Here is a 17,539-nt window from a genome sequence, read left to right on the forward strand (position 1 = left end):
TCCGGCCCGCATTCTGCCACATTCCGCGCGGCGTCTTCCGCCGTGGAGGCCACACCGGTATCCTCGACCGGGCGAGACGCGCCACCACCGCAACAGCGAGGCGTCATGGATTACACCGCCTACCGCCACGCCCTGCACGCAACCCTCGCCGGCAGCGAGATCCCGTTTACCGCGGATGAACTGGACCGGCGCGAGACGAGGGTCCGGGAAGCCATGGCCGAGCGCAGCCTCGACGCGCTGCTGGTCACCGCGCCCGCGGACATCCACTACCTCACCGGCTACAGCACGTTCGAGGTCTCGGTACATGCCTGCCTGGTGCTCGGCCCCGGCTACGCGGCACTGCAGGTGCCATCCATCGAGACCGGTCCGGCGGTGGTCTGCACGCGCGTCAGCGAGCTCCTCGGCTACCGCTGGGAAGACGCCGGCGGGCCTCTTCCGGATCTGATCGAGCGGCTGGAGGGGAGTGACGCCATCGGCTACGATCCCTGGCAACCGGGGCTGCGCCCCGGCCTGCTGGAGGGCCTGCGCACAGCCCTGCCGGCCAGCCGTTTCCACGACGCGGCGGATCTGCTGCCGCCGATTCGCAGGGTCAAGAGCGCCGCCGAGCTGACGCTGCTGCGGACCAGTGCCCGCATCACTGCGGCCGGGCTGGACGCCGCCGAGGCAGTCATCACCCCCGGCGTCACCGACAGCACCGTTGCCGCCGCAGGCGCACAGGCCATGCTCGCGGCAGGCAGCGAGTTCATGAGCATGCAGCCCATCGTCACCACCGGTGACCGCAGCAGCGTCATCCACACCAATCACAACGGCCGCCGTATCGACGCCGGAGACCCCGTGTTCATGGAGTTCGGTGCCTGCGTCCGCCGGTACACCGCGCCGATGATGCGCACGCGGGTCTGCGGCGGGCGCGCGGACAGCGACATGGCGCGTGTCCATGACCACTGCCGGGCGATCTACGAGGCGCTGGTGGACGCCATGCGGCCCGGCAGCACCTTCGACGATGCCGCCGCGGCCGCTGACCGGGCACTGGCCCCCATCGCGGACGAGGCCTTCTTCTCCGGGGTCTTCGGTTACACGGTCGGCACCGGATTCCCGCCATCCTGGGTGGAAGGCTCCGGGTTCATCGCCCGCGGCAAGCAGACGCAGTTCCAGGAGAACATGGTGTTCCACCTGCCCCTGTGCCTGCGCCTGCCCGGCCGCTGGGGCATCGGCATCAGCGAGACCCTGCGCGTAACCGCGGATGGCCCCGCGGAGCCACTGACCACGAACCACTGGCAGCTCGACTGAAACATCGCCCGCCACCGCCGCCGTTTTCAGCCTCGCGGCCCCATTCGTGTATGATTCGCCCCTGATCGAAGCCAGGGAACGCATAACCCATGAGCGCGCGGGCCCAACGTCCGGATCTGGCGGTACTGATTTCCTTTTCCGGTGATGGCGGCGTCGAGCGCATGGTGCTCAATCTGCTTCGCCGCTTCCCGGAACTCGGCTGCCCCACGGACCTGCTCACCCTCAAGACCGAAGGCGGCCACTTCCACGCCGTGCCGGACTCCGTCCGCCACGTGCCCCTGGGGGTGCGCCACGCCAGCACATCGGTTCCGGCCCTGGTGCGGTATCTGCGCCGTGAGCGCCCGCGCGCCCTCCTCGCCGCCAAGGATCGCGCCGGGCGAGCCGCCCTGCTGGCGCGGCGGCTGGCCGGGGTCGACACGCGCGTGTACGTCCGGCTTGGCAACACCCTGTCGGCCTCGCTCGCGGGCGCGCCCGCACTGAAGCGCTGGGCGCGCTACGCGCCGATCCGGCGCCTGTACCCCTGGGCCGACGGCCTCATCGCCGTCTCGGACGGGGTGGCCGCCGATGTGCACGAAACCAGCGGCGTCGCCCGTGAGCGCATCCACGTGATTCGCAACCCGGTGCTGACGGACACCATCGATACGCTCGCACACGAGACAGTGGATCACCCGTGGCTGTCCCCGGAGCGCGAGGAACCGGTCATACTGGCCATGGGGCGCCTGACCAGGCAGAAGGACTTTCCGACGTTGCTGCAGGCGTTCGCAGCGTTGCAGACCCGGCGCCATGCCCGCCTGATCATTCTGGGCGAAGGCGCGGACCGGGACGCGCTGGAACAGCAGGCGCAGGAGCTCGGGATCGCGGACCGCGTCAGCATGCCCGGGTTCCAGGACAATCCCTACCCCTGGCTGCGGCAGGCGGACATGTTCACGCTGAGCTCCGCCTGGGAGGGGTCACCGAATGCGCTGACGGAAGCGCTGGCACTGGGGTGCCCGAGCGTCTCCACCGACTGCCCGAGCGGCCCGCGGGAGATCCTGGAAGGCGGCCGCTACGGCCCGCTGGTGCCGGTTGGCGACGCCGAGGCCATGGCGGCAGCCATGGATGACACCCTGCGCGCGCCGCTGCCCGGCGACACGCTGCGCGAAGCGGTTGCCGGCTACCGGGACGTGGCGAGCGCCAGCGCCTACCTGCGGGTCATGGCGCTGCGCGACGAGACAACGACGACGCCGGCAGGTTGACGGCGACATTCCCCCGGGGTGGTGGCACACTCAGGGGTTATGGTTTGCACCCGGCGTCGACAGGAGATTTCGAATCATCCAGGAGGACACTGACGTGACTTTCAGCCTTGAGCAGCACGGCATCTCGGTCGAGACCGTATTACGTAACGCCCCCCCGGCACGCCTCTACGAGGAAGCGCTGGCCCACGAACCCGGCAGTGCGATCTCCGCCACCGGCGCATTGATCGCCCGGTCCGGCGCCAAGACCGGCCGCAGCCCCGGAGACAAGCGGGTCGTGGAAACCCCGGAGATCATGGACGACGTCTGGTGGGGCCAGGTGAACATCGGGCTCGAGGACGAGAGCTTCAGCCAGCTGCGCACCCAGGCGCGCGAACACCTGTCGCAGCACGACCGCCTCTACGTGGTGGACGGTTACGCCGGCTGGGACCCGGAGTACCGGGTAAAGATCCGCGTCATCTGCGAGCGCGCCTACCACGCGCTGTTCATGCACAACATGCTGATCCGGCCGACCCGCGACGAGCTCGCCGACTTCGGCAGCCCCGACTACGTCATCTACAACGCCGGGCGCGCCGCTGCGGATACGGGTATCGAGGGGGTCACGTCCGGGACCAGTGTCAGCCTGTGCCTGCAGGCCGGCGAAATGATCATCCTCGGCACCGAGTACGCCGGCGAGATGAAAAAGGGCGTGTTCACCATCATGAACTACATCATGCCACGCCAGGGCGTCCTCTCCATGCACTGCTCCGCGAACGAGGGCCACGAGGGCGACGTCTCCGTCTTCTTCGGCCTGTCCGGCACCGGCAAGACCACGCTCTCGGCCGACCCGCGCCGCCGCCTCATCGGTGATGACGAGCACTGCTGGTCCGACAGCGGTGTGTCGAACATCGAAGGCGGCTGCTACGCCAAGGTCATCGATCTGGATCCGCGCGCCGAGCCGGAGATCTTCAACGCCATCCGCTTCGGCGCGGTGCTGGAGAACGTAGCCCACGACCCGGTCAGCCGCCAGGTGGACTACCACGACAACAGCATCACCGAGAATACCCGCTGCTCCTACCCGGTGGAGTTCATCGACAACGCCAAGATTCCTTGCGTCGGGGGCACGCCGAGCAACATCATCTTCCTCACCTGCGATGCCTTCAGCGTGCTGCCGCCGGTCAGCCGGCTGTCACCGGCGCAGGCCATGTACCATTTCATCAGCGGCTATACGGCCAAGGTCGCAGGAACAGAGATGGGCGTCACCGAGCCGGAGGCGACGTTCTCCGCGTGCTTCGGTGCACCGTTCCTGGTCTGGCACCCGACCCAGTACGCCGACCTGCTGGCGGAGCGCATCCGCAACAGCGGCGCCACGGTCTGGCTGGTGAACACCGGCTGGACGGGCGGCCCCTACGGCCAGGGACAGCGCATGAGCATCTCCCATACCCGCGCCATCATCGATGCCATCCACGACGGTTCACTGGCGCAAGCCGATACCGTCGACGACCCGGTGTTCGGGGTGGCCGTGCCGACCTCCTGCCCCAGCGTACCGCCGGAAGTGCTGATCCCGGAGAAGACCTGGGACGACCCCGACGCGTACCGGGAGATGGCGGCCCACCTGGCACGGCTGTTCCACGAGAACTTCCAGGCCTACGCCGACCAGGCCAGCCAGGAACTGCTGGACGCGGCGCCCAAGATCCCTGACAGCGGCAGCAAGGCCCGCTCCGGCACCGCCTGACGCCGCGAGCCGATGCCCCGGACCCGCCCGCGGGGCGGGTCGGGGCCGTCGCGGTTGAATTCGCCACGGCTCCACCCCACCTTCTTCAGTCCCATTCGGAAACGCGCAACTGAAGGAGGCCCCTCATGGCCGAACCGCGCATTCTCATGATCGTCACCAGTGCCGACACCATGCCGTCCGGCAAGACCACCGGACTCTGGCTGGAGGAGTTTGCCGTCCCGTATCAGGCCTTCGTCGAGGCCGGTGCACAGGTCACCGTTGCCAGCCCGAAAGGCGGTCAGTGCCCGATCGACCCGCGCAGCGCTCCCGACGATGAACAGCAGCGCGCCTGGCAGGACGCCTCGGCCGAACTCGCCAACACGCGCCCATTGGGCGAGATCAGCGCGGCGGACTACGACGCCGTGTTCCTGCCGGGTGGGCATGGCACCATGTTCGACCTGCCGGACAACGCGGACCTCATCAGCCTGCTGAACGGTTTTGCCGCGGACGACAAGGTCATCGCCGCCGTCTGCCACGGCCCGGCCGGCCTGGTCGGCGTCACCGGCAAGGACGGCAAGCCGCTGGTTGCCGGACGCCGGGTGGCGGTATTCACTGACGAGGAAGAGCGGGCCGTCGAGCTGGATCAGGACGTACCGTTCCTGCTGGAGACCCGGATCCGGGAGCTGGGAGCCAACGTGGACCCCAGGCCCGCCTTCCAGGAGCACGCCCTGCGGGACGGCAAACTGGTCACCGGCCAGAACCCGCCTTCCAGCGCCCTGACGGCAAAACTCACCCTGGAAGCACTGAACACCTGATCAACCGGGGGCCACGGACGGCCGCCGCAGCGTCTGCTGCAGCACCAGCCCGGTCACGATCAGGGTCAACCCGACCAGGGTCGAAGCCATGATCGCCTCGCCCACCAGGATGCGGATGAACACCAGCGACAGGAACGGCGACAGAAAGATCAGGTTACCGATGCGCGCCACACTGCGCGTATGCCGCATGGCACCCAGCCAGAGCGCGAACGCAACCCCCATCTCGAAAACACCGACATAGGCCGCCCCCCAAAGCCCCTGCCACTGGTCCAGCGCCATGCCGGTGGTCAACCAGCAGGCCACCACAACGACCGGCGCGGCCACGGCAAAATTGCTGAACAACGCCACCAGCGGCGGCCGCCGGTCGCGCGCCGAGCCAATCCAGTAAAGCGCCCAGAGCACCGTGCTGCCCAGCGCCAGCGCCACGCCGACGGGATTGGCGAAATCCGTTCCCAGCACATCGCCCCGGGTCGCGATGACCCAGACGCCAGCGTAGGCGATCAGGCCACCGACCACATCCCAGCGCTGCAGTCGCTGCCGCAACAGGGGAATGGACAGCAGTGCCAGCGTGAACGCCCAGGTGTAGTTGAGCGGCTGCGCTTCCTGGGCGGGAAGCCGGTCATAGGCTTCGAACAACACCACGTAGTAGAGGAACGGGTTGCATACACCCAGCAGCACCGAACGCCCCCAGTCGCTGCGATCCGACCGGAGCAGATCCGGCAGCTGACCGCTCGCCACCATCAGCGTGCCCAGGGTGAGGAGTGACACCAGCGTTGCCCAGGCCAGGAGCTGAATCGGCGCCATGTACTCCAGCGAAAGCTTGAACGCGCTGGCCACCGTGGACCACAGCAGAACGGCTCCAAGCGCCAGCAGCGTTGCACGGGTCTCGTCAGTCAAGCATGTCCTCCGGTGTCGCAGCCATGGAATGGCCGTGCAATCCGCCCCCGATCCCCGTTACCTTGACGGGGAGCGACAGACATCACAATGGCGACAGACCCATGAGCGACCGTAGACAGCTTCTGATCGTGGCGCACGCGCCCTCACCCAACACGGGCAAGCTGGTGGAGGCCGTGCTCCGCGGCGCCCGGCACCCGGACGTGGAGAACGTGGACAGCCGACACCTCCCTCCCCTGGAGGCGGGCCCCGACGACGTGCTCGGTGCTCACGCCATCATTCTCGGCACCACCGAGAACCTGGGTTACATGAGCGGCGCGCTCAAGGACTTCTTCGACCGCATCTACTATCCCTGCCTGGAGGAAACCCAGGGGCTGCCGTACGCGCTTTACGTGCGCGCCGGCCGCGACGGCACCGGCACCCGGCGGGCGGTGGAGAGCATCACCACGGGCCTGCGCTGGCAGCCTGCCCAGGACCCGCTGATCTGCCGCGGTGATTTCCAGGACCAGTTCATCACCGACTGCGAGGAGCTGGGCCTCTACATGGCCGCCAGCCTGGATGCCGGCATTCTGTGACGCCGCCCGCGGGCACAACGGACGTGTTACCGTTGCCTTCCCCTGACCGAAGAGAGATGGCCGTGGAAATACCCGCGTTCGAGCTGCAACTGCCCTTCGAAATCGGCGTCGAGCCGCCGGTCATCGGCGAGGAACCGGCGTGGTGGTTCGTCTTTCAGGACAGCAATCTGGTGCTGGAGCGCATTGACGAGCGCCGGGTAAGACCGCTGTTCCAGCGGCAGGACCCCCGCCCCGACAGCCCGCCCCCGGACACCGCCCACTTCCTCGGGCGCCTGGACGGCATTCCCTGCTTCGCCGCGGACCTCCACGGCGGGCTACCGGATACGACGCTGATCGCCCGCGGCCTGTTCGTGCTCCACCACCGCATGGATACCGACCTGTTTCTGCTGGCCGGGCGCGCCTTCCAGATCCTGGAGTGGGATCGCAAACACCGCTACTGCGGCCGCTGCGGCACGCCCACGGAGCGCGCCACGACCCAGCGCGCCCGGATCTGCCCGAACTGCGAGTTCACGCAGTTCCCCCGCCTTACCCCCGCCATGATGGTGCTGGTGCGCCGCGGCCGGCAGTTGCTGCTGGCCCATGCGCCGCGATATCCGGACGGCTTCTACAGCGTGCTGGCGGGATTCACGGAACCGGGCGAAACCCTGGAAGCGTGCGTTCGCCGCGAAGTCCGCGAGGAAGTCGGGCTGGAAGTGAGGAACATCCGCTATTTCGCCTCCCAGTCCTGGCCGTTTCCCCACTCGCTGATGGTGGCGTACGTGGCCGACTGGGCCAGTGGCGAGATCCGTATCGACGACGAGGAGATCACCCACGCGGACTGGTTCGATCCGGACAACCTGCCCGATATCCCGGGAGAAATGTCCATTGCCGGACACCTGATCCGCTGGTTCGTGGAGGAGCAACGCGCCGGGAATACCGAGCCGGGCCCGTCGTAGCCTCACGGCATCAGCAGCGCAGCATGTACTCCTGGAAGCCGCTGCGCAGCAGCACGGACCGCTCCACCCGCCAGTCGGGCATCAGCCGCTGCAGCTCGCCACTGCTGTGCCGCGGGGGTTTGCGCCCCGGGTCACCTGCCGGCGCCGGAGACCGCCGGAGGCCCTCGCTCTCCAGTCGATACCCCACGGGTGACGACGGAATGCTGGACACGCCGTAGCCAACGATCGCGTGCAGGGCCGCCCCGGGGCTCACCAGAGCCCGCAGGTACGACGCCAGGTAGCGGATCGCGTTGGCATCCAGGTAATCGAGCAGATCCCAGCACAGGATCAGGTCCGAGCCGCCGAACAGGCTCTCGGGCAATACGGCCTGCAGCCGGCTCAAGGCCGCCCCGCGATCCTCGACGCCGTTGATGGCGACCAGCTCTGCGAGCGCGTCACCGATACCCAGCCGGCACCGAAACGGCGAGAAGAAGTCGACATTGGCAGAGCGTGGCGGGCCGATATCCAGCACAACCACACGTTCCCCTGCCTGCGCCGCGCCCATCCACTCCTGGAACAGCGGCGCCGAAAACGGGGGCTCCGGGGATTCTGACGTGGTGGGCCCGGCTCTCCGGACGTCTGCCATGGGATCAAGCCTGTCAACGGCCGGGGCCGGGCACGGCAACGCGCGACGGGCGCGAACGCACCCGCACCGTGCTCGCCGCGCGGCCCACGGCAACCTATAACGCGTCGCTCAGAGAAGTCTAGCTGCTAGTGCCCGCACCCGACGCCTTCGCAGACTGCTCGCTCCCTGCCTGCTTGCTGCTCTCGGCCTGGCCGGAGCTGCCGGCACCGCTCTTGCCACCACTCTCCGCCTTGGCCGCGTCCGACTTGGCCGCGCCCGTGCTGGAGGACGGTGTACTGTCCTTCGACGCAGCAGCCGCGGAATCGCCACCGCCCGCCGCCGCACCACGCGGCTTCCTGCCCAGCACCGATTCCACGGCCGCCGGATCCATCTCGATGGCGCCCTTGAACCAAGCGCCGTCATCCAGGCTGACACGCGGGGCGGTGATATTCCCCTTCACCCGGGCCGAACTGCGGATCACCACCCGCTCGGATCCGTACAGGTCCCCTTCAACAACGCCTTCCACATTGACCACGTTGGCGAACAGATCCGCCTCCACCCGACCATTGGGGCCGATGGTGAGCGAGTGATCCTGCAGCTGGACGTTGCCGGTGACATGCCCCTCGATCATGAGGTCCTCTTCACCCTTCAGGGTACCGTCGATATGGATCGACGGCCCGACGACCGCAGCCTCCCGCCGCCGCACACCGCCGCCAGCAGCGGGGGCGTCCCGCCCGGGCTCCTGGGCGCGCCTGGGCTCGAATTCCGGTTCCGCGGCGGCCTCGCGCTCGTTGCCGGTCCCGCGCTTACCAATATCAAACATGGCCATGCCTTCCCCTCCAGAAATCGGTCGCATCACATCAGTGCCGGCCGCACTCTCGCCAGCGTGCACCAGCCATCCTACGCCCCCGCTCGACCCCAGGTAACTGTAGCCTGTCAACGACAGTTACGCCCGCCAACCCGCCCGGGCGTGGCAACGGGTTCACCCCATGGGTAAAGTGTGCTTGCATCTGACCGGCAGGACACTCAACAGATCCAACACGGGAGCCCACCATGGAAAGCCTCAGAAACCGGCGCCGCCTCTGCGCGCTGCCCCTGATTCTCATGCTCGTGCTGAGCGGCCTGTTCGCCCAGACAGCCAGCGCCGGCATCGTCGGCACCGAGCAGATGATCAGCGCCGACGCCCCGAGCGAGCAGGAACGTCTGCAGTCGATGATCGAGCGCGACGACGTGCAGGAGCAGCTGATCGCCCGCGGCGTCGACCCGGCGGATGCCATGGAGCGCGCGGCGAACCTCTCCGATGCCGAAGCCGCCGAAATGAACGCGCAGATCGACAACCTGCCCGCCGGCAGCGGCACCGTCACCATTCTGCTGGTGATCATCCTGCTCCTGCTGATCCTGCGATGAAAACGGTTCGGCGACTGCTGCTGACAGGTGCCCTGATCGTGCTGACCGGCTGCGCCGGCAGCCCGGCACCGCAGCACGCCGAACTGGACGAGTCACGAGTGGACACGGCCAGTGAGCGGGAACTCACCCATGTGCCGTTCCACCCGCAGGACGCCTATCAGTGCGGCCCCGCGGCCCTGGCGACAGTGATGAACGTCGCCGGGGTCGACGTGGACGCGGACACGCTCAAACCGCAGGTCTACCTCCCCGACCGTCGCGGCACCCTGCAGCCGGAACTTGTGGCGGCCACCCGCCGATACGGGCTGCTGGGGCATGCGGGCGAGCATTCCTTCGCGGACCTGTTGCAGGAGGTGGATGCCGGCAACCCGGTGCTGGTGCTGCAAAACCTCGGCCTGAACCGCTTCCCCATCTGGCATTACGCCGTGGTCATCGGCTTCGACCGCGATGCGGAGACCGTGATCCTGCGCTCCGGCACGACCGAACGCGAAGTCCTCTCGTTCGACCGCTTCGAGGACACCTGGCGGCGTGGCGATTACTGGGCCATGACGGTTCACGCACCGGGGGAGCGACCCGCCACCGCCGACGAGGCCAGCTACCTGCGTGCCGCTTCAGCCCTCGAAGCGCGCAAACCGGACGCCGCCAGAGACGCCTATGCCGCCGCGGCCGAGCACTGGCCCGCCAGCCCCGTGCCCCACGTGGGCCTGGGCAATATCGCCTACGGTGCGGAGCGCTTCGATGCCGCCGCTGCACACTACCGGGACGCCATCGACCGGGCTCCGGATGCCCCTGCCCCCCACCACAATCTGGCGTGGTCACTGCTGCGCCTGGAACAGCACGAAGAGGCACTGCACCACGCCCGCCGCGCCGCCGCGCTGGCCGACACCGGCCAATCACAGTACTTTGGGGCGCTGGAAGCGCTGGTCGGGCGCTAGAGGAGACTCCCATGGCACAACTGGAATGGTTCTTCGACGTGATCTGCCCGCAGGCGCACATCGGGATTGCACGCATGGAAACCCTGGCGCGCCAGACCGGACACGACCTTGTGCTGCGCCCCGTCTCCCTGGCGCGCCTCTACGAGGCCCAGGGCCTGCCCCTGCAACCCGAGGCGGACTGGGCGGCGAACAAACGGCTTCGCCTCGATCGGGACCTGCTGCGCCAGGCGGAGCTGGCCGGCCTGCGCCTGCGGGGCGACCTGCGCCGGCCCGTGCGGGAAAGCGAGGCCGCCCAGCGGCTGCTGGCCGGGACACCGCCGGCGCAGCGATCCGGCCCCATGCACGCCCTGTTCAACGCAGCGTGGGAACGCGGCAAGCCCCTGGATGATGCCGGCCTGCTTCGCCGCATTGCCGAGGAGCACGGCCTGGACCCGGCCCTGATCGACGCCGACGCCAGCGCATCCGCCCTCGCTGCCAACACCGACGAGGCACTGTCGCGGGGCGTGTTCGGTGTGCCGACCACGATGCTGGGGGACCAGCTCTGGTGGGGAGCAGACCGTCTCGATTTCGTCGCCCGGGCCCTTGGCGGTTCCGCGGCGACCGCGCCCCGGCAGCCGGATGGCCACCGGCGGCGACTGGAGGTCTTCCACGACTTCTCCAGCCCGTTCTCCTACCTGGCCTGCACCCAGGTCACGCAGCTCGCCCGGGAACACGACGCGGAGCTGGTCTGGCGCCCGATGCTGCTGGGCGCCCTGTTCAAGTCCATCGGCACCCCGATGATGCCCATCCGGGCCATGAGCGAGAACCGTCAGGCGTGGGGGCTGCGCGACATGCAGCAGTGGGCGGCGCACCGGGATGTGCCGTTCCGGTTCACCAGCCATTTCCCGCTCAACACCGTGCTTGCGCTCCGGGTCTCCGCCGTGGAGCCGGACCTGATCCAGCCGTTGTATCGCGCGGCCTGGGCGGAGGACCGCAACCTCAGCGAACAGGAGACCGTGGCGGCCATCGTCCGCGAGGCGGGCATGGACCCGGAGGACGTCTTCGCCCGCGCCACAGCAGACGAAACCAAGGCCCTGATCAAGACCAACACGCAGCAGGCCGAAGCCATGGGCGCCTGCGGCGCCCCAACGCTGGTGGTGGACGGACGGCTGGTGTTCTGGGGACAGGACCGGCTCGACATGGTCGCACGGGCACTGGACGGCTGGGTTCCCGCAGTGGATGGCGACGCCCATGGCCGGTGAGCGCGGGAGTCAACCGCCATGGCGCATTCCGGCGTGAGCGGCCCCCTTGCCGGCATACGGGTCGTCGACCTCACGGCCATGGTCTCCGGCCCGCTGGCGACCATGATCCTCGCCGACCAGGGGGCGGAGGTCATCAAGGTGGAGAACCCCGCCGGCGGCGATTACACCCGCCTTGCGGCCAATCAGCGCAACGGGTTCTCCGCCAGCTTCCTGAACAACAATCGCAACAAGCGCTCACTGACCCTGAACCTGAAATCGGAGGCGGGGCTGGCCGCGGTCCGGCAGCTGGTCGCCGGGGCCGATGTGTTCATCCAGAACTTCCGCCCCGGAGTCATCGAACGCATGGGGCTGGACGAAGCGACCCTGCGCGCATCAAACCCCGGCCTGGTCTACGCCTCCATCAGCGGCTTCGGCGACGCCGGGCCGTATGCCGCCAAACCCGTCTACGACCCGCTGGTGCAGGCACTCTCGGGCCTTGCCAGCGTCCAGGGCGGCAGCGACAACGCGCGCCCGCAACTGGTCCGGACCATTCTCCCGGACAAGCTCACCGGCATGACCACGGCCCAGGCCGTCACCGCTACCCTGCTCCACCGGGCGCGCACCGGCGAAGGCCAGCATGTGCGGGTTTCCATGCTCGGCGCCGTCCTCGCCTTTCTGTGGGGGTCGGACATGGGCAGCCAGACCTTCGTGGGCGACGAACGGCCCCAGGCGGAAGCCGCCAGTTTCATCGATCTCATCTACGCCACCGCCGACGGCTACATCAGCGTAGCCGTGCAGACCGACCGGGAGTGGCAGGCCCTGACCCGCGCACTGGAACGCCCGGAGTGGCTCTCCGATCCGCGTTTCCTGACACCGGCGCTGCGCCAGGAGCACATCGACGAACGCCTGCAGCTAACCCAGGACGTACTCTACGCCCGCACCGCGGAGGCCTGGCTGGAGCGCCTGGAGCACGAGGGCGTGCCCTGTGCGCCGGTGCTGACACGCAGCCAGGTCATCCATCACCCCCAGGTCGGCGCCAACACCCTGGTGCTGGAATCGGACCACCCGACGGCCGGCCCCCTGCGACAGGCGGCACCGGCGGCCGCGTTCTCGCGCTCGCCCGCGGGCATCCGCCACGGCGCCCCGGCCCTGGGCCAGGACACCGACGCCATCCTGGCCGACCTGGGATACAGTGAAGACGAACGGCGCCGCCTGCGCGAGACCGGCGTCACCGCGCCCGGAGAGACGACACCATGATCGACTTCTACTACTGGCCCACGCCGAACGGCTGGAAAATCGGCATGATGCTCGAGGAGTGCGGCCTGCCCTACCGCATGGTGCCGGTCAACATCGGCCGCGGCGACCAGTTCACGCCTGAGTTCCTGGCCATCAGCCCCAACAACCGTATGCCGGCCATCGTTGACCACGACGTCAGCGGCGAGCCGGTGCCGGTGTTCGAGTCCGGCGCCATTCTCGTCTACCTGGCGGAGAAGACGGGGCGTTTCATGCCCACCGATGCCATGGGGCGCAAGGAAACACTGGAGTGGCTGTTCTGGCAGGTGGGCAATATCGGCCCCATGGCCGGCCAGCTCAGCCATTTCGTGAACTATGCGCCGGCGGGCCAGGACTACGCCCACACCCGCTACGCCAACGAGTACAACCGCTGCCTGGGCGTTCTGGAGTGCCGCCTGGAGGGCAGGGACTACATTCTGGGAGAGTACTCCATCGCCGACATGGCCACCTGGCCCTGGGTCCTGATCGCGAAGCCGCTGGGTGACAGCCTGGAGGCCTTTCCCAACGTTCGGCGCTGGCGTCAGGCCATCAAGGAGCGTGCTCCGGTGCAGCGGGCAGTGGACCTGGGCAGCGAGTACCGTCGCCAGGCACCACCGGACGACCGCGAGCGGGACATCCTGTTCAACCAGCGGGCGCGGTGACGCCCGCTCAGTATCCCGGCGGCGCCTCGAAGCCGCCGGTCACGGCTTCGACGAAGCGGGCGAACGCCAGGGGCGTGGCGTCCTCCAGGTAGGGGCCGATGATCTGCACACCCACCGGCAGACCGGCCCGGGTCCGCCCGACCGGCACCACCGTCGCCGGCAGGTGCACCACGCCGGCCAGGCCGGCCCAGGTCAGCACGTCCATGTAGGGGCGGTCCACGCCGTTCACCGGCAGACGCCGCTCGGCCATGGGCTGGCCGTGATCGTGGGCAAAGGGCGGCACATGGATGGCGGGCGCAAGCATGACATCGAATGCGCCGAAGAACGTCTGCCACGCCTCGCGCATGTGAAGCCGCGTCTCGTTGGCGCGCAACCACTGGGCATGGCGCTGGGTTGCGCCACGGGCAAACCGCGCCGGGTAGCCGGTATCGTCCGGCGCGGCACTGTCGGCCTGGGCCAGCATGCCCGAGAAGACCTGTTCCGGCAGACCAGCGCCCATGGTGGCGGTCAGCAGCTGATAGTAGGTGTCGTGGGAGCGGGCGATCCCGATGCCGGCCGGCCGGGCCGCGGTATCAATGGCGATCCCCTCGCCCCGTAGGCGCTCCACCAGCCCCTCCAGCAACGCCACCACCTCGGCGTCCACCGGGCAGCCGGGATCATCCAGCCAGGCGGCGACGCGGAACTCGCGGCCATAGTCGTGCCGGGCCGGCGGCAGTTCCACCCGCCAGCCCGTGGCCTGCTCGGGGTCCGGCCCCAGCAACAGGCCTATGGCCAGATCGAGATCATCCACGGTGCGGGCCAGCGGCCCGGCGACACTGATATCCGCCACCGACAACGACCCCGGCGGACCGGGAATATGGCCGCGCATGGACACGATGCCGTAACTGGGCTTGTGTCCGCAGACGCCGCAGAAGCTGGCCGGCGTGCGGATGGAGCCACCGATGTCACTCCCCAGCTCCAGCGGTGTGAGGCCGGCCGCCAGCGCAGCCGCCGATCCACCGGACGAACCACCCGGGGTGCACTCCGGATTCCACGGGTTCACGGTGGTCCCGTAGATGGCGTTGTAAGTCTGCAGGTCGCCGGCAAACAGCGGCACGTTGGTCTTGCCGTAGATCACGGCGCCGGCATCCAGCAACCGCTGCACGGCAACCGCGTTGTGCGTTGACCGGTGCTCCCGCAGCGACGGCGCCCCGGCAGTGGTGGGCATGCCGACGATCTCGTAGGTCTCTTTCACTGTCATGGGCACGCCGTGCAACGGCCCCCAGCGCTCCCCCCGCGCCAGTGCGGCATCGGCCTCACGGGCCCGCTGGCGCGCGGCATCCACGTCCGTCACCACCACCGCGTTGAGCGGCGGATTACAGACCGTCATGCGAGCCAGCAGGTGCTCCAGCAGGGCTTCAGCGCTCACTTCGCCCTCCCGGATCATCAAAGCCAGGCGTGCCGCGGAATGGTATGCCAGATCCATGACGCGCTCCTCCCTCCCGCCCACGGGCCGTTAGCCTGTAGACTGTGCGTTTGGCCAACCTTCCCATACCTGTCTCCATGCCGCCATCCACCCGACCAAGCACACCGCCCTGGCGCCGACTGGACGGGACCACGGTGTTTTTCATTGTGCTCGCCGCCGTCGCGGGCGCGACCACCTGGTGGCAGCGCGGTGCCGGCGTGTTCGGTGACACGCTGCAGCAGGCCCTGGGCCTGCTGCTGTGGATCAGCCCGGTCCTGGTCGGGGCGCTGCTGGTGAGCGCCTACGTGCAGCGCCTGGTCCCACGCGCGACCATGGAGCACTGGCTGGGCGGGCGCAGCGGCCTGCGCGGGCTCACGGTCGCCACCATTGCCGGCGCAATGACCCCGGGCGGCCCGTTCACAGCCTTCCCGCTGGTGGTGGGGCTCCATCGCGCCGGCGCATCAACGGAGGTCTGCGTGGCCTACCTGACGGCCTGGTCAGTGCTCGGCCTCAACCGGGTGCTGGTGTGGGAGCTGCCGTTTCTCGGCGTCGACTTCGTCGCCCTGCGGCTGCTCGTGTCGCTGCCACTGCCCTTTCTGGCCGGGTTCGCCACCCGGCTGATCATCCGCTGGGTGCGACCATGATGACGGTGGTCGCCTACGGCACCGTGGCGCTGCTGCTCCTGGCCGCGTTCGCCGCGGCCCATCGCGGCGGCACCATCCGCCACCGGGATGTGGCCCATGACGGCTGGATCCAGCTGCAGCCACTCCTGCTGCGATTGCCGCCGGCATTGCTGGCCGGCATGTTTCTCGCCGCGCTGATTCCGGAGCAGCAGATGGTCGCCGTGCTGGGCGACGCCTCCGGATTCCGCGGTATTCTCCTGGCGACCCTCATCGGCGGGATCATGCCCGGCGGCCCCATGATCGTATTCCCCCTGGCCCTGGCGCTGATCGACGCCGGCATCGGTGTGGCACAGATGATCACACTGATCACCGCATGGTCCGTGCTCGCATTCCACCGGGTGCTGGTCTTCGAAGCGCCCATGATGGGCTGGCGCTTCGTCGTGCTGCGTACACTGGCCTGCCTGCCGGTGCCGCTCGCCGCCGGACTGCTTACCGAAATCATCCGTACGGGAACGGCATGACCACAGACGACCTCACGCGCCACGGCCTCGGGCGCACCCTGTTCACCATGACCTGGCCCATGCTGTTCGGGGTGGTATCGCTGCTCGGTTTCCAGCTGGTGGACAGCGCCTTCATCGCGCAGCTTGGGGTCGATCCACTGGCCGCCCTGGCATTCACCCTGCCCATGCAGCAGCTGATCATCGGCTTTCAGGTGGGGCTCGGCATTGCCACCACGGCGATCATATCGCGCACCCTGGGTGCCGGCGACGCCGCGCTGGCCCGACGCCAGGGTGGGCTGGTGGTGGTCTCCGGCGCAATCGCCGTTGCAGCCCTGGGTCTCCTGCTGTGGGTGCTGCGGGAGCCACTGGTCACCCTGCTGGGTGCAGAGGCCGACCTGCTGCCGCTGATCCGGACGTTCTGGATCCCGTGGCTGCTGAGCGCCTGGTGCGGGGCGGTGCTCTACTTCGGCTACAGCGTCATGCGCGCTCACGGGGACACCCGCACACCGGGGCTGTGGATGGTGATCACCAGCCTGGCGAACCTGGTGCTGGACCCCCTGTTCATCTTCGTCTTCGGCTGGGGCCTGCCCGGCGCGGCCTGGGCCACGGTGACGGCGTTCACTCTCGGCATTGCCGCCATCTATCCGGCGCTATTGCGGCGCCGCCTGATGCACTTCGACCTGCTGGCCATCAACCCGGCCCCCGCGCTGCGCCAGCTGGCCGGCATCACCGGCCCGGCCATGGTCAGCCAGCTGATGCCCCCGATCTCCGCCATGCTGGCGACAGCGCTGGTGGCCGGTTTCGGCTCCAGCGCTGTCGCCGCCTGGGGGCTGGGCACGCGCCTGGAGTTCTTCTCCATCGTGGTGGTTCTGGCACTGACCATGTCCATGCCCCCCATGATCGGGCGATTTCTCGGCGCCGGCGAACTGCACCATGTCCGCAGCCTGGTCCGCATTGCCGTGCGCTTCGTGCTGATCTGGCAGCTGGCCATCGCGGTGCTCTGGCTGCTGCTCTCCGGCGTGTTCACCGGCCTGGTCAGCAGCGATGGCGATGTGGCCGCGGCGCTCCACGACTACCTCATGCGGGTGCCGCTGAGCTACGGCGCCCTGGGCGTGTGCATGCTGATGGTCTCGGTCTGCAATGCCCTGGGGATGCCCATGCGGGCCCTGACCATCTCGGTTGCCCGGCTGTTCCTGTGCTACCTCCCGCTGCTGTGGGCCGGCGCCTGGCTGATGGGGCTGACGGGCGTGTTCAACGGTGCCCTTGCGGGGAACCTGGCAGCGGGACTGATGTCCTGGATGCTGTACCGACAAGGGATGGCCCTGCTCGAGCAGCGTCGTCACGAAGCGCCGTCACCGGGCTGCTGACCGACCGGCGGGTTTGGATCAGCTGCACCATTGCGGCATCATAAAGGGCTGTCCATCAATGACTCACAGGAGAGGGA

Annotated in this window: 18 protein-coding genes; 14 read left to right on the forward strand and 4 right to left on the reverse strand. The window is 68.6% G+C overall.

The features are described 5' to 3' along the window. Positions 1-105: 105 nt before the first annotated feature. The 4 genes from BMZ02_RS05550 (at position 106) to BMZ02_RS05565 (ending at position 5,027) form a co-directional block, all read left to right on the forward strand. Positions 106-1,287: a M24 family metallopeptidase gene (locus tag BMZ02_RS05550; protein WP_091640693.1), complete on the forward strand. Its 1,182-nt coding sequence runs from the start codon at positions 106-108 to the stop codon at positions 1,285-1,287. A gap of 89 nt (positions 1,288-1,376) precedes the next feature. Next, the gene (locus BMZ02_RS05555; protein ID WP_216110708.1) at positions 1,377-2,522 is read left to right on the forward strand and encodes a glycosyltransferase; all 1,146 of its coding nucleotides are present in this window, start codon (positions 1,377-1,379) and stop codon (positions 2,520-2,522) included. Positions 2,523-2,616: 94 nt separating this feature from the next. Next, the gene (gene pckA / locus BMZ02_RS05560; RefSeq protein WP_091640695.1) at positions 2,617-4,233 is read left to right on the forward strand and encodes a phosphoenolpyruvate carboxykinase (ATP); all 1,617 of its coding nucleotides are present in this window, start codon (positions 2,617-2,619) and stop codon (positions 4,231-4,233) included. A 125-nt stretch (positions 4,234-4,358) separates the two neighbouring features. Continuing rightward, the gene (locus tag BMZ02_RS05565; protein ID WP_091640697.1) at positions 4,359-5,027 is read left to right on the forward strand and encodes a type 1 glutamine amidotransferase domain-containing protein; all 669 of its coding nucleotides are present in this window, start codon (positions 4,359-4,361) and stop codon (positions 5,025-5,027) included. Here the strand turns inward: BMZ02_RS05565 and BMZ02_RS05570 are convergent, their stop codons facing one another. Continuing rightward, positions 5,028-5,924, reverse strand: coding sequence for a DMT family transporter (locus BMZ02_RS05570; RefSeq protein WP_091640699.1), 897 nt, complete (start codon positions 5,922-5,924; stop codon positions 5,028-5,030). A 101-nt stretch (positions 5,925-6,025) separates the two neighbouring features. Between BMZ02_RS05570 and BMZ02_RS05575 the strand changes: the two genes are divergently transcribed. Together BMZ02_RS05575 and nudC are read left to right on the forward strand one after the other, a co-directional pair. After that, a complete protein-coding gene (locus BMZ02_RS05575) occupies positions 6,026-6,496 on the forward strand; it encodes a flavodoxin family protein (protein WP_091640700.1) in 471 nt (156 codons plus the stop codon). A 62-nt stretch (positions 6,497-6,558) separates the two neighbouring features. Next, complete coding sequence (nudC, locus tag BMZ02_RS05580) at positions 6,559-7,431, forward strand: NAD(+) diphosphatase (protein ID WP_216110710.1); 873 nt, start codon at positions 6,559-6,561, stop codon at positions 7,429-7,431. Positions 7,432-7,441: 10 nt separating this feature from the next. Here nudC and BMZ02_RS05585 read toward each other — a convergent pair whose 3' ends face one another. Next, entirely contained in the window at positions 7,442-8,056 is a 615-nt protein-coding gene (locus tag BMZ02_RS05585) for a hypothetical protein (RefSeq protein ID WP_139209153.1), read from the reverse strand. A 118-nt stretch (positions 8,057-8,174) separates the two neighbouring features. Next, complete coding sequence (locus BMZ02_RS05590; protein ID WP_091640705.1) at positions 8,175-8,864, reverse strand: bactofilin family protein; 690 nt, start codon at positions 8,862-8,864, stop codon at positions 8,175-8,177. 224 nt (positions 8,865-9,088) lie between these two features. Here BMZ02_RS05590 and BMZ02_RS18950 point away from each other — a divergent pair, with 224 nt between their 5' ends. The 5 genes from BMZ02_RS18950 to BMZ02_RS05610 are packed head-to-tail and all read left to right on the forward strand — an operon-like array spanning position 9,089 to position 13,528. After that, entirely contained in the window at positions 9,089-9,442 is a 354-nt protein-coding gene (locus tag BMZ02_RS18950; protein WP_171909827.1) for a PA2779 family protein, read from the forward strand. Continuing rightward, positions 9,439-10,374, forward strand: coding sequence for a PA2778 family cysteine peptidase (locus BMZ02_RS05595; RefSeq protein WP_171909828.1), 936 nt, complete (start codon positions 9,439-9,441; stop codon positions 10,372-10,374). The genes BMZ02_RS18950 and BMZ02_RS05595 overlap by 4 nt, the downstream gene beginning before the upstream one ends. A gap of 11 nt (positions 10,375-10,385) precedes the next feature. After that, positions 10,386-11,615: a DsbA family protein gene (locus BMZ02_RS05600; RefSeq protein ID WP_091640708.1), complete on the forward strand. Its 1,230-nt coding sequence runs from the start codon at positions 10,386-10,388 to the stop codon at positions 11,613-11,615. An 18-nt stretch (positions 11,616-11,633) separates the two neighbouring features. Beyond that, positions 11,634-12,851, forward strand: a complete 1,218-nt coding sequence (locus tag BMZ02_RS05605) for a CaiB/BaiF CoA transferase family protein (protein ID WP_216110712.1) — start codon at positions 11,634-11,636, stop codon at positions 12,849-12,851. After that, positions 12,848-13,528 (forward strand): glutathione S-transferase N-terminal domain-containing protein, encoded by a 681-nt coding sequence (locus BMZ02_RS05610; protein WP_091640710.1) that lies wholly within the window; start codon positions 12,848-12,850, stop codon positions 13,526-13,528. The genes BMZ02_RS05605 and BMZ02_RS05610 overlap by 4 nt, the downstream gene beginning before the upstream one ends. A 7-nt stretch (positions 13,529-13,535) precedes the next feature. Here BMZ02_RS05610 and BMZ02_RS05615 read toward each other — a convergent pair whose 3' ends face one another. Then, on the reverse strand, positions 13,536-14,993 hold the full coding sequence (locus BMZ02_RS05615) for an amidase (RefSeq protein WP_091640712.1): 1,458 nt from the start codon (positions 14,991-14,993) through the stop codon (positions 13,536-13,538). Positions 14,994-15,127: 134 nt separating this feature from the next. Between BMZ02_RS05615 and BMZ02_RS05620 the strand changes: the two genes are divergently transcribed. From BMZ02_RS05620 to BMZ02_RS05630, 3 genes are read left to right on the forward strand one after another with little or no spacing between them, the layout of a single operon-like run. Continuing rightward, entirely contained in the window at positions 15,128-15,616 is a 489-nt protein-coding gene (locus tag BMZ02_RS05620; protein WP_245753953.1) for a permease, read from the forward strand. After that, positions 15,613-16,116 (forward strand): hypothetical protein, encoded by a 504-nt coding sequence (locus BMZ02_RS05625; protein WP_245753954.1) that lies wholly within the window; start codon positions 15,613-15,615, stop codon positions 16,114-16,116. Before BMZ02_RS05620 ends, BMZ02_RS05625 begins: the two co-directional genes overlap by 4 nt. Continuing rightward, complete coding sequence (locus BMZ02_RS05630) at positions 16,113-17,462, forward strand: MATE family efflux transporter (protein ID WP_091640715.1); 1,350 nt, start codon at positions 16,113-16,115, stop codon at positions 17,460-17,462. The genes BMZ02_RS05625 and BMZ02_RS05630 overlap by 4 nt, the downstream gene beginning before the upstream one ends. The last annotated feature ends 77 nt before the right edge of the window (positions 17,463-17,539 follow it).

It is taken from the genome of Aquisalimonas asiatica (genome assembly GCF_900110585.1).
Taxonomy (GTDB): domain Bacteria; phylum Pseudomonadota; class Gammaproteobacteria; order Nitrococcales; family Aquisalimonadaceae; genus Aquisalimonas; species Aquisalimonas asiatica.

Coding starts and splice junctions, on each gene's coding strand:
- BMZ02_RS05600 (WP_091640708.1), top strand. CDS start 10,386: ATGGCACAACTGGAATGGTTCTTCGACGTGATCTGCCCGCAGGCGCAC.
- BMZ02_RS05555 (WP_216110708.1), top strand. CDS start 1,377: ATGAGCGCGCGGGCCCAACGTCCGGATCTGGCGGTACTGATTTCCTTT.
- BMZ02_RS05605 (WP_216110712.1), top strand. CDS start 11,634: ATGGCGCATTCCGGCGTGAGCGGCCCCCTTGCCGGCATACGGGTCGTC.
- BMZ02_RS05590 (WP_091640705.1), bottom strand. CDS start 8,864: ATGGCCATGTTTGATATTGGTAAGCGCGGGACCGGCAACGAGCGCGAG.
- BMZ02_RS05575 (WP_091640700.1), top strand. CDS start 6,026: ATGAGCGACCGTAGACAGCTTCTGATCGTGGCGCACGCGCCCTCACCC.
- BMZ02_RS05565 (WP_091640697.1), top strand. CDS start 4,359: ATGGCCGAACCGCGCATTCTCATGATCGTCACCAGTGCCGACACCATG.
- BMZ02_RS18950 (WP_171909827.1), top strand. CDS start 9,089: ATGGAAAGCCTCAGAAACCGGCGCCGCCTCTGCGCGCTGCCCCTGATT.
- BMZ02_RS05585 (WP_139209153.1), bottom strand. CDS start 8,056: ATGGCAGACGTCCGGAGAGCCGGGCCCACCACGTCAGAATCCCCGGAG.
- BMZ02_RS05625 (WP_245753954.1), top strand. CDS start 15,613: ATGATGACGGTGGTCGCCTACGGCACCGTGGCGCTGCTGCTCCTGGCC.
- BMZ02_RS05550 (WP_091640693.1), top strand. CDS start 106: ATGGATTACACCGCCTACCGCCACGCCCTGCACGCAACCCTCGCCGGC.
- BMZ02_RS05630 (WP_091640715.1), top strand. CDS start 16,113: ATGACCACAGACGACCTCACGCGCCACGGCCTCGGGCGCACCCTGTTC.
- BMZ02_RS05615 (WP_091640712.1), bottom strand. CDS start 14,993: ATGGATCTGGCATACCATTCCGCGGCACGCCTGGCTTTGATGATCCGG.
- BMZ02_RS05595 (WP_171909828.1), top strand. CDS start 9,439: ATGAAAACGGTTCGGCGACTGCTGCTGACAGGTGCCCTGATCGTGCTG.
- BMZ02_RS05610 (WP_091640710.1), top strand. CDS start 12,848: ATGATCGACTTCTACTACTGGCCCACGCCGAACGGCTGGAAAATCGGC.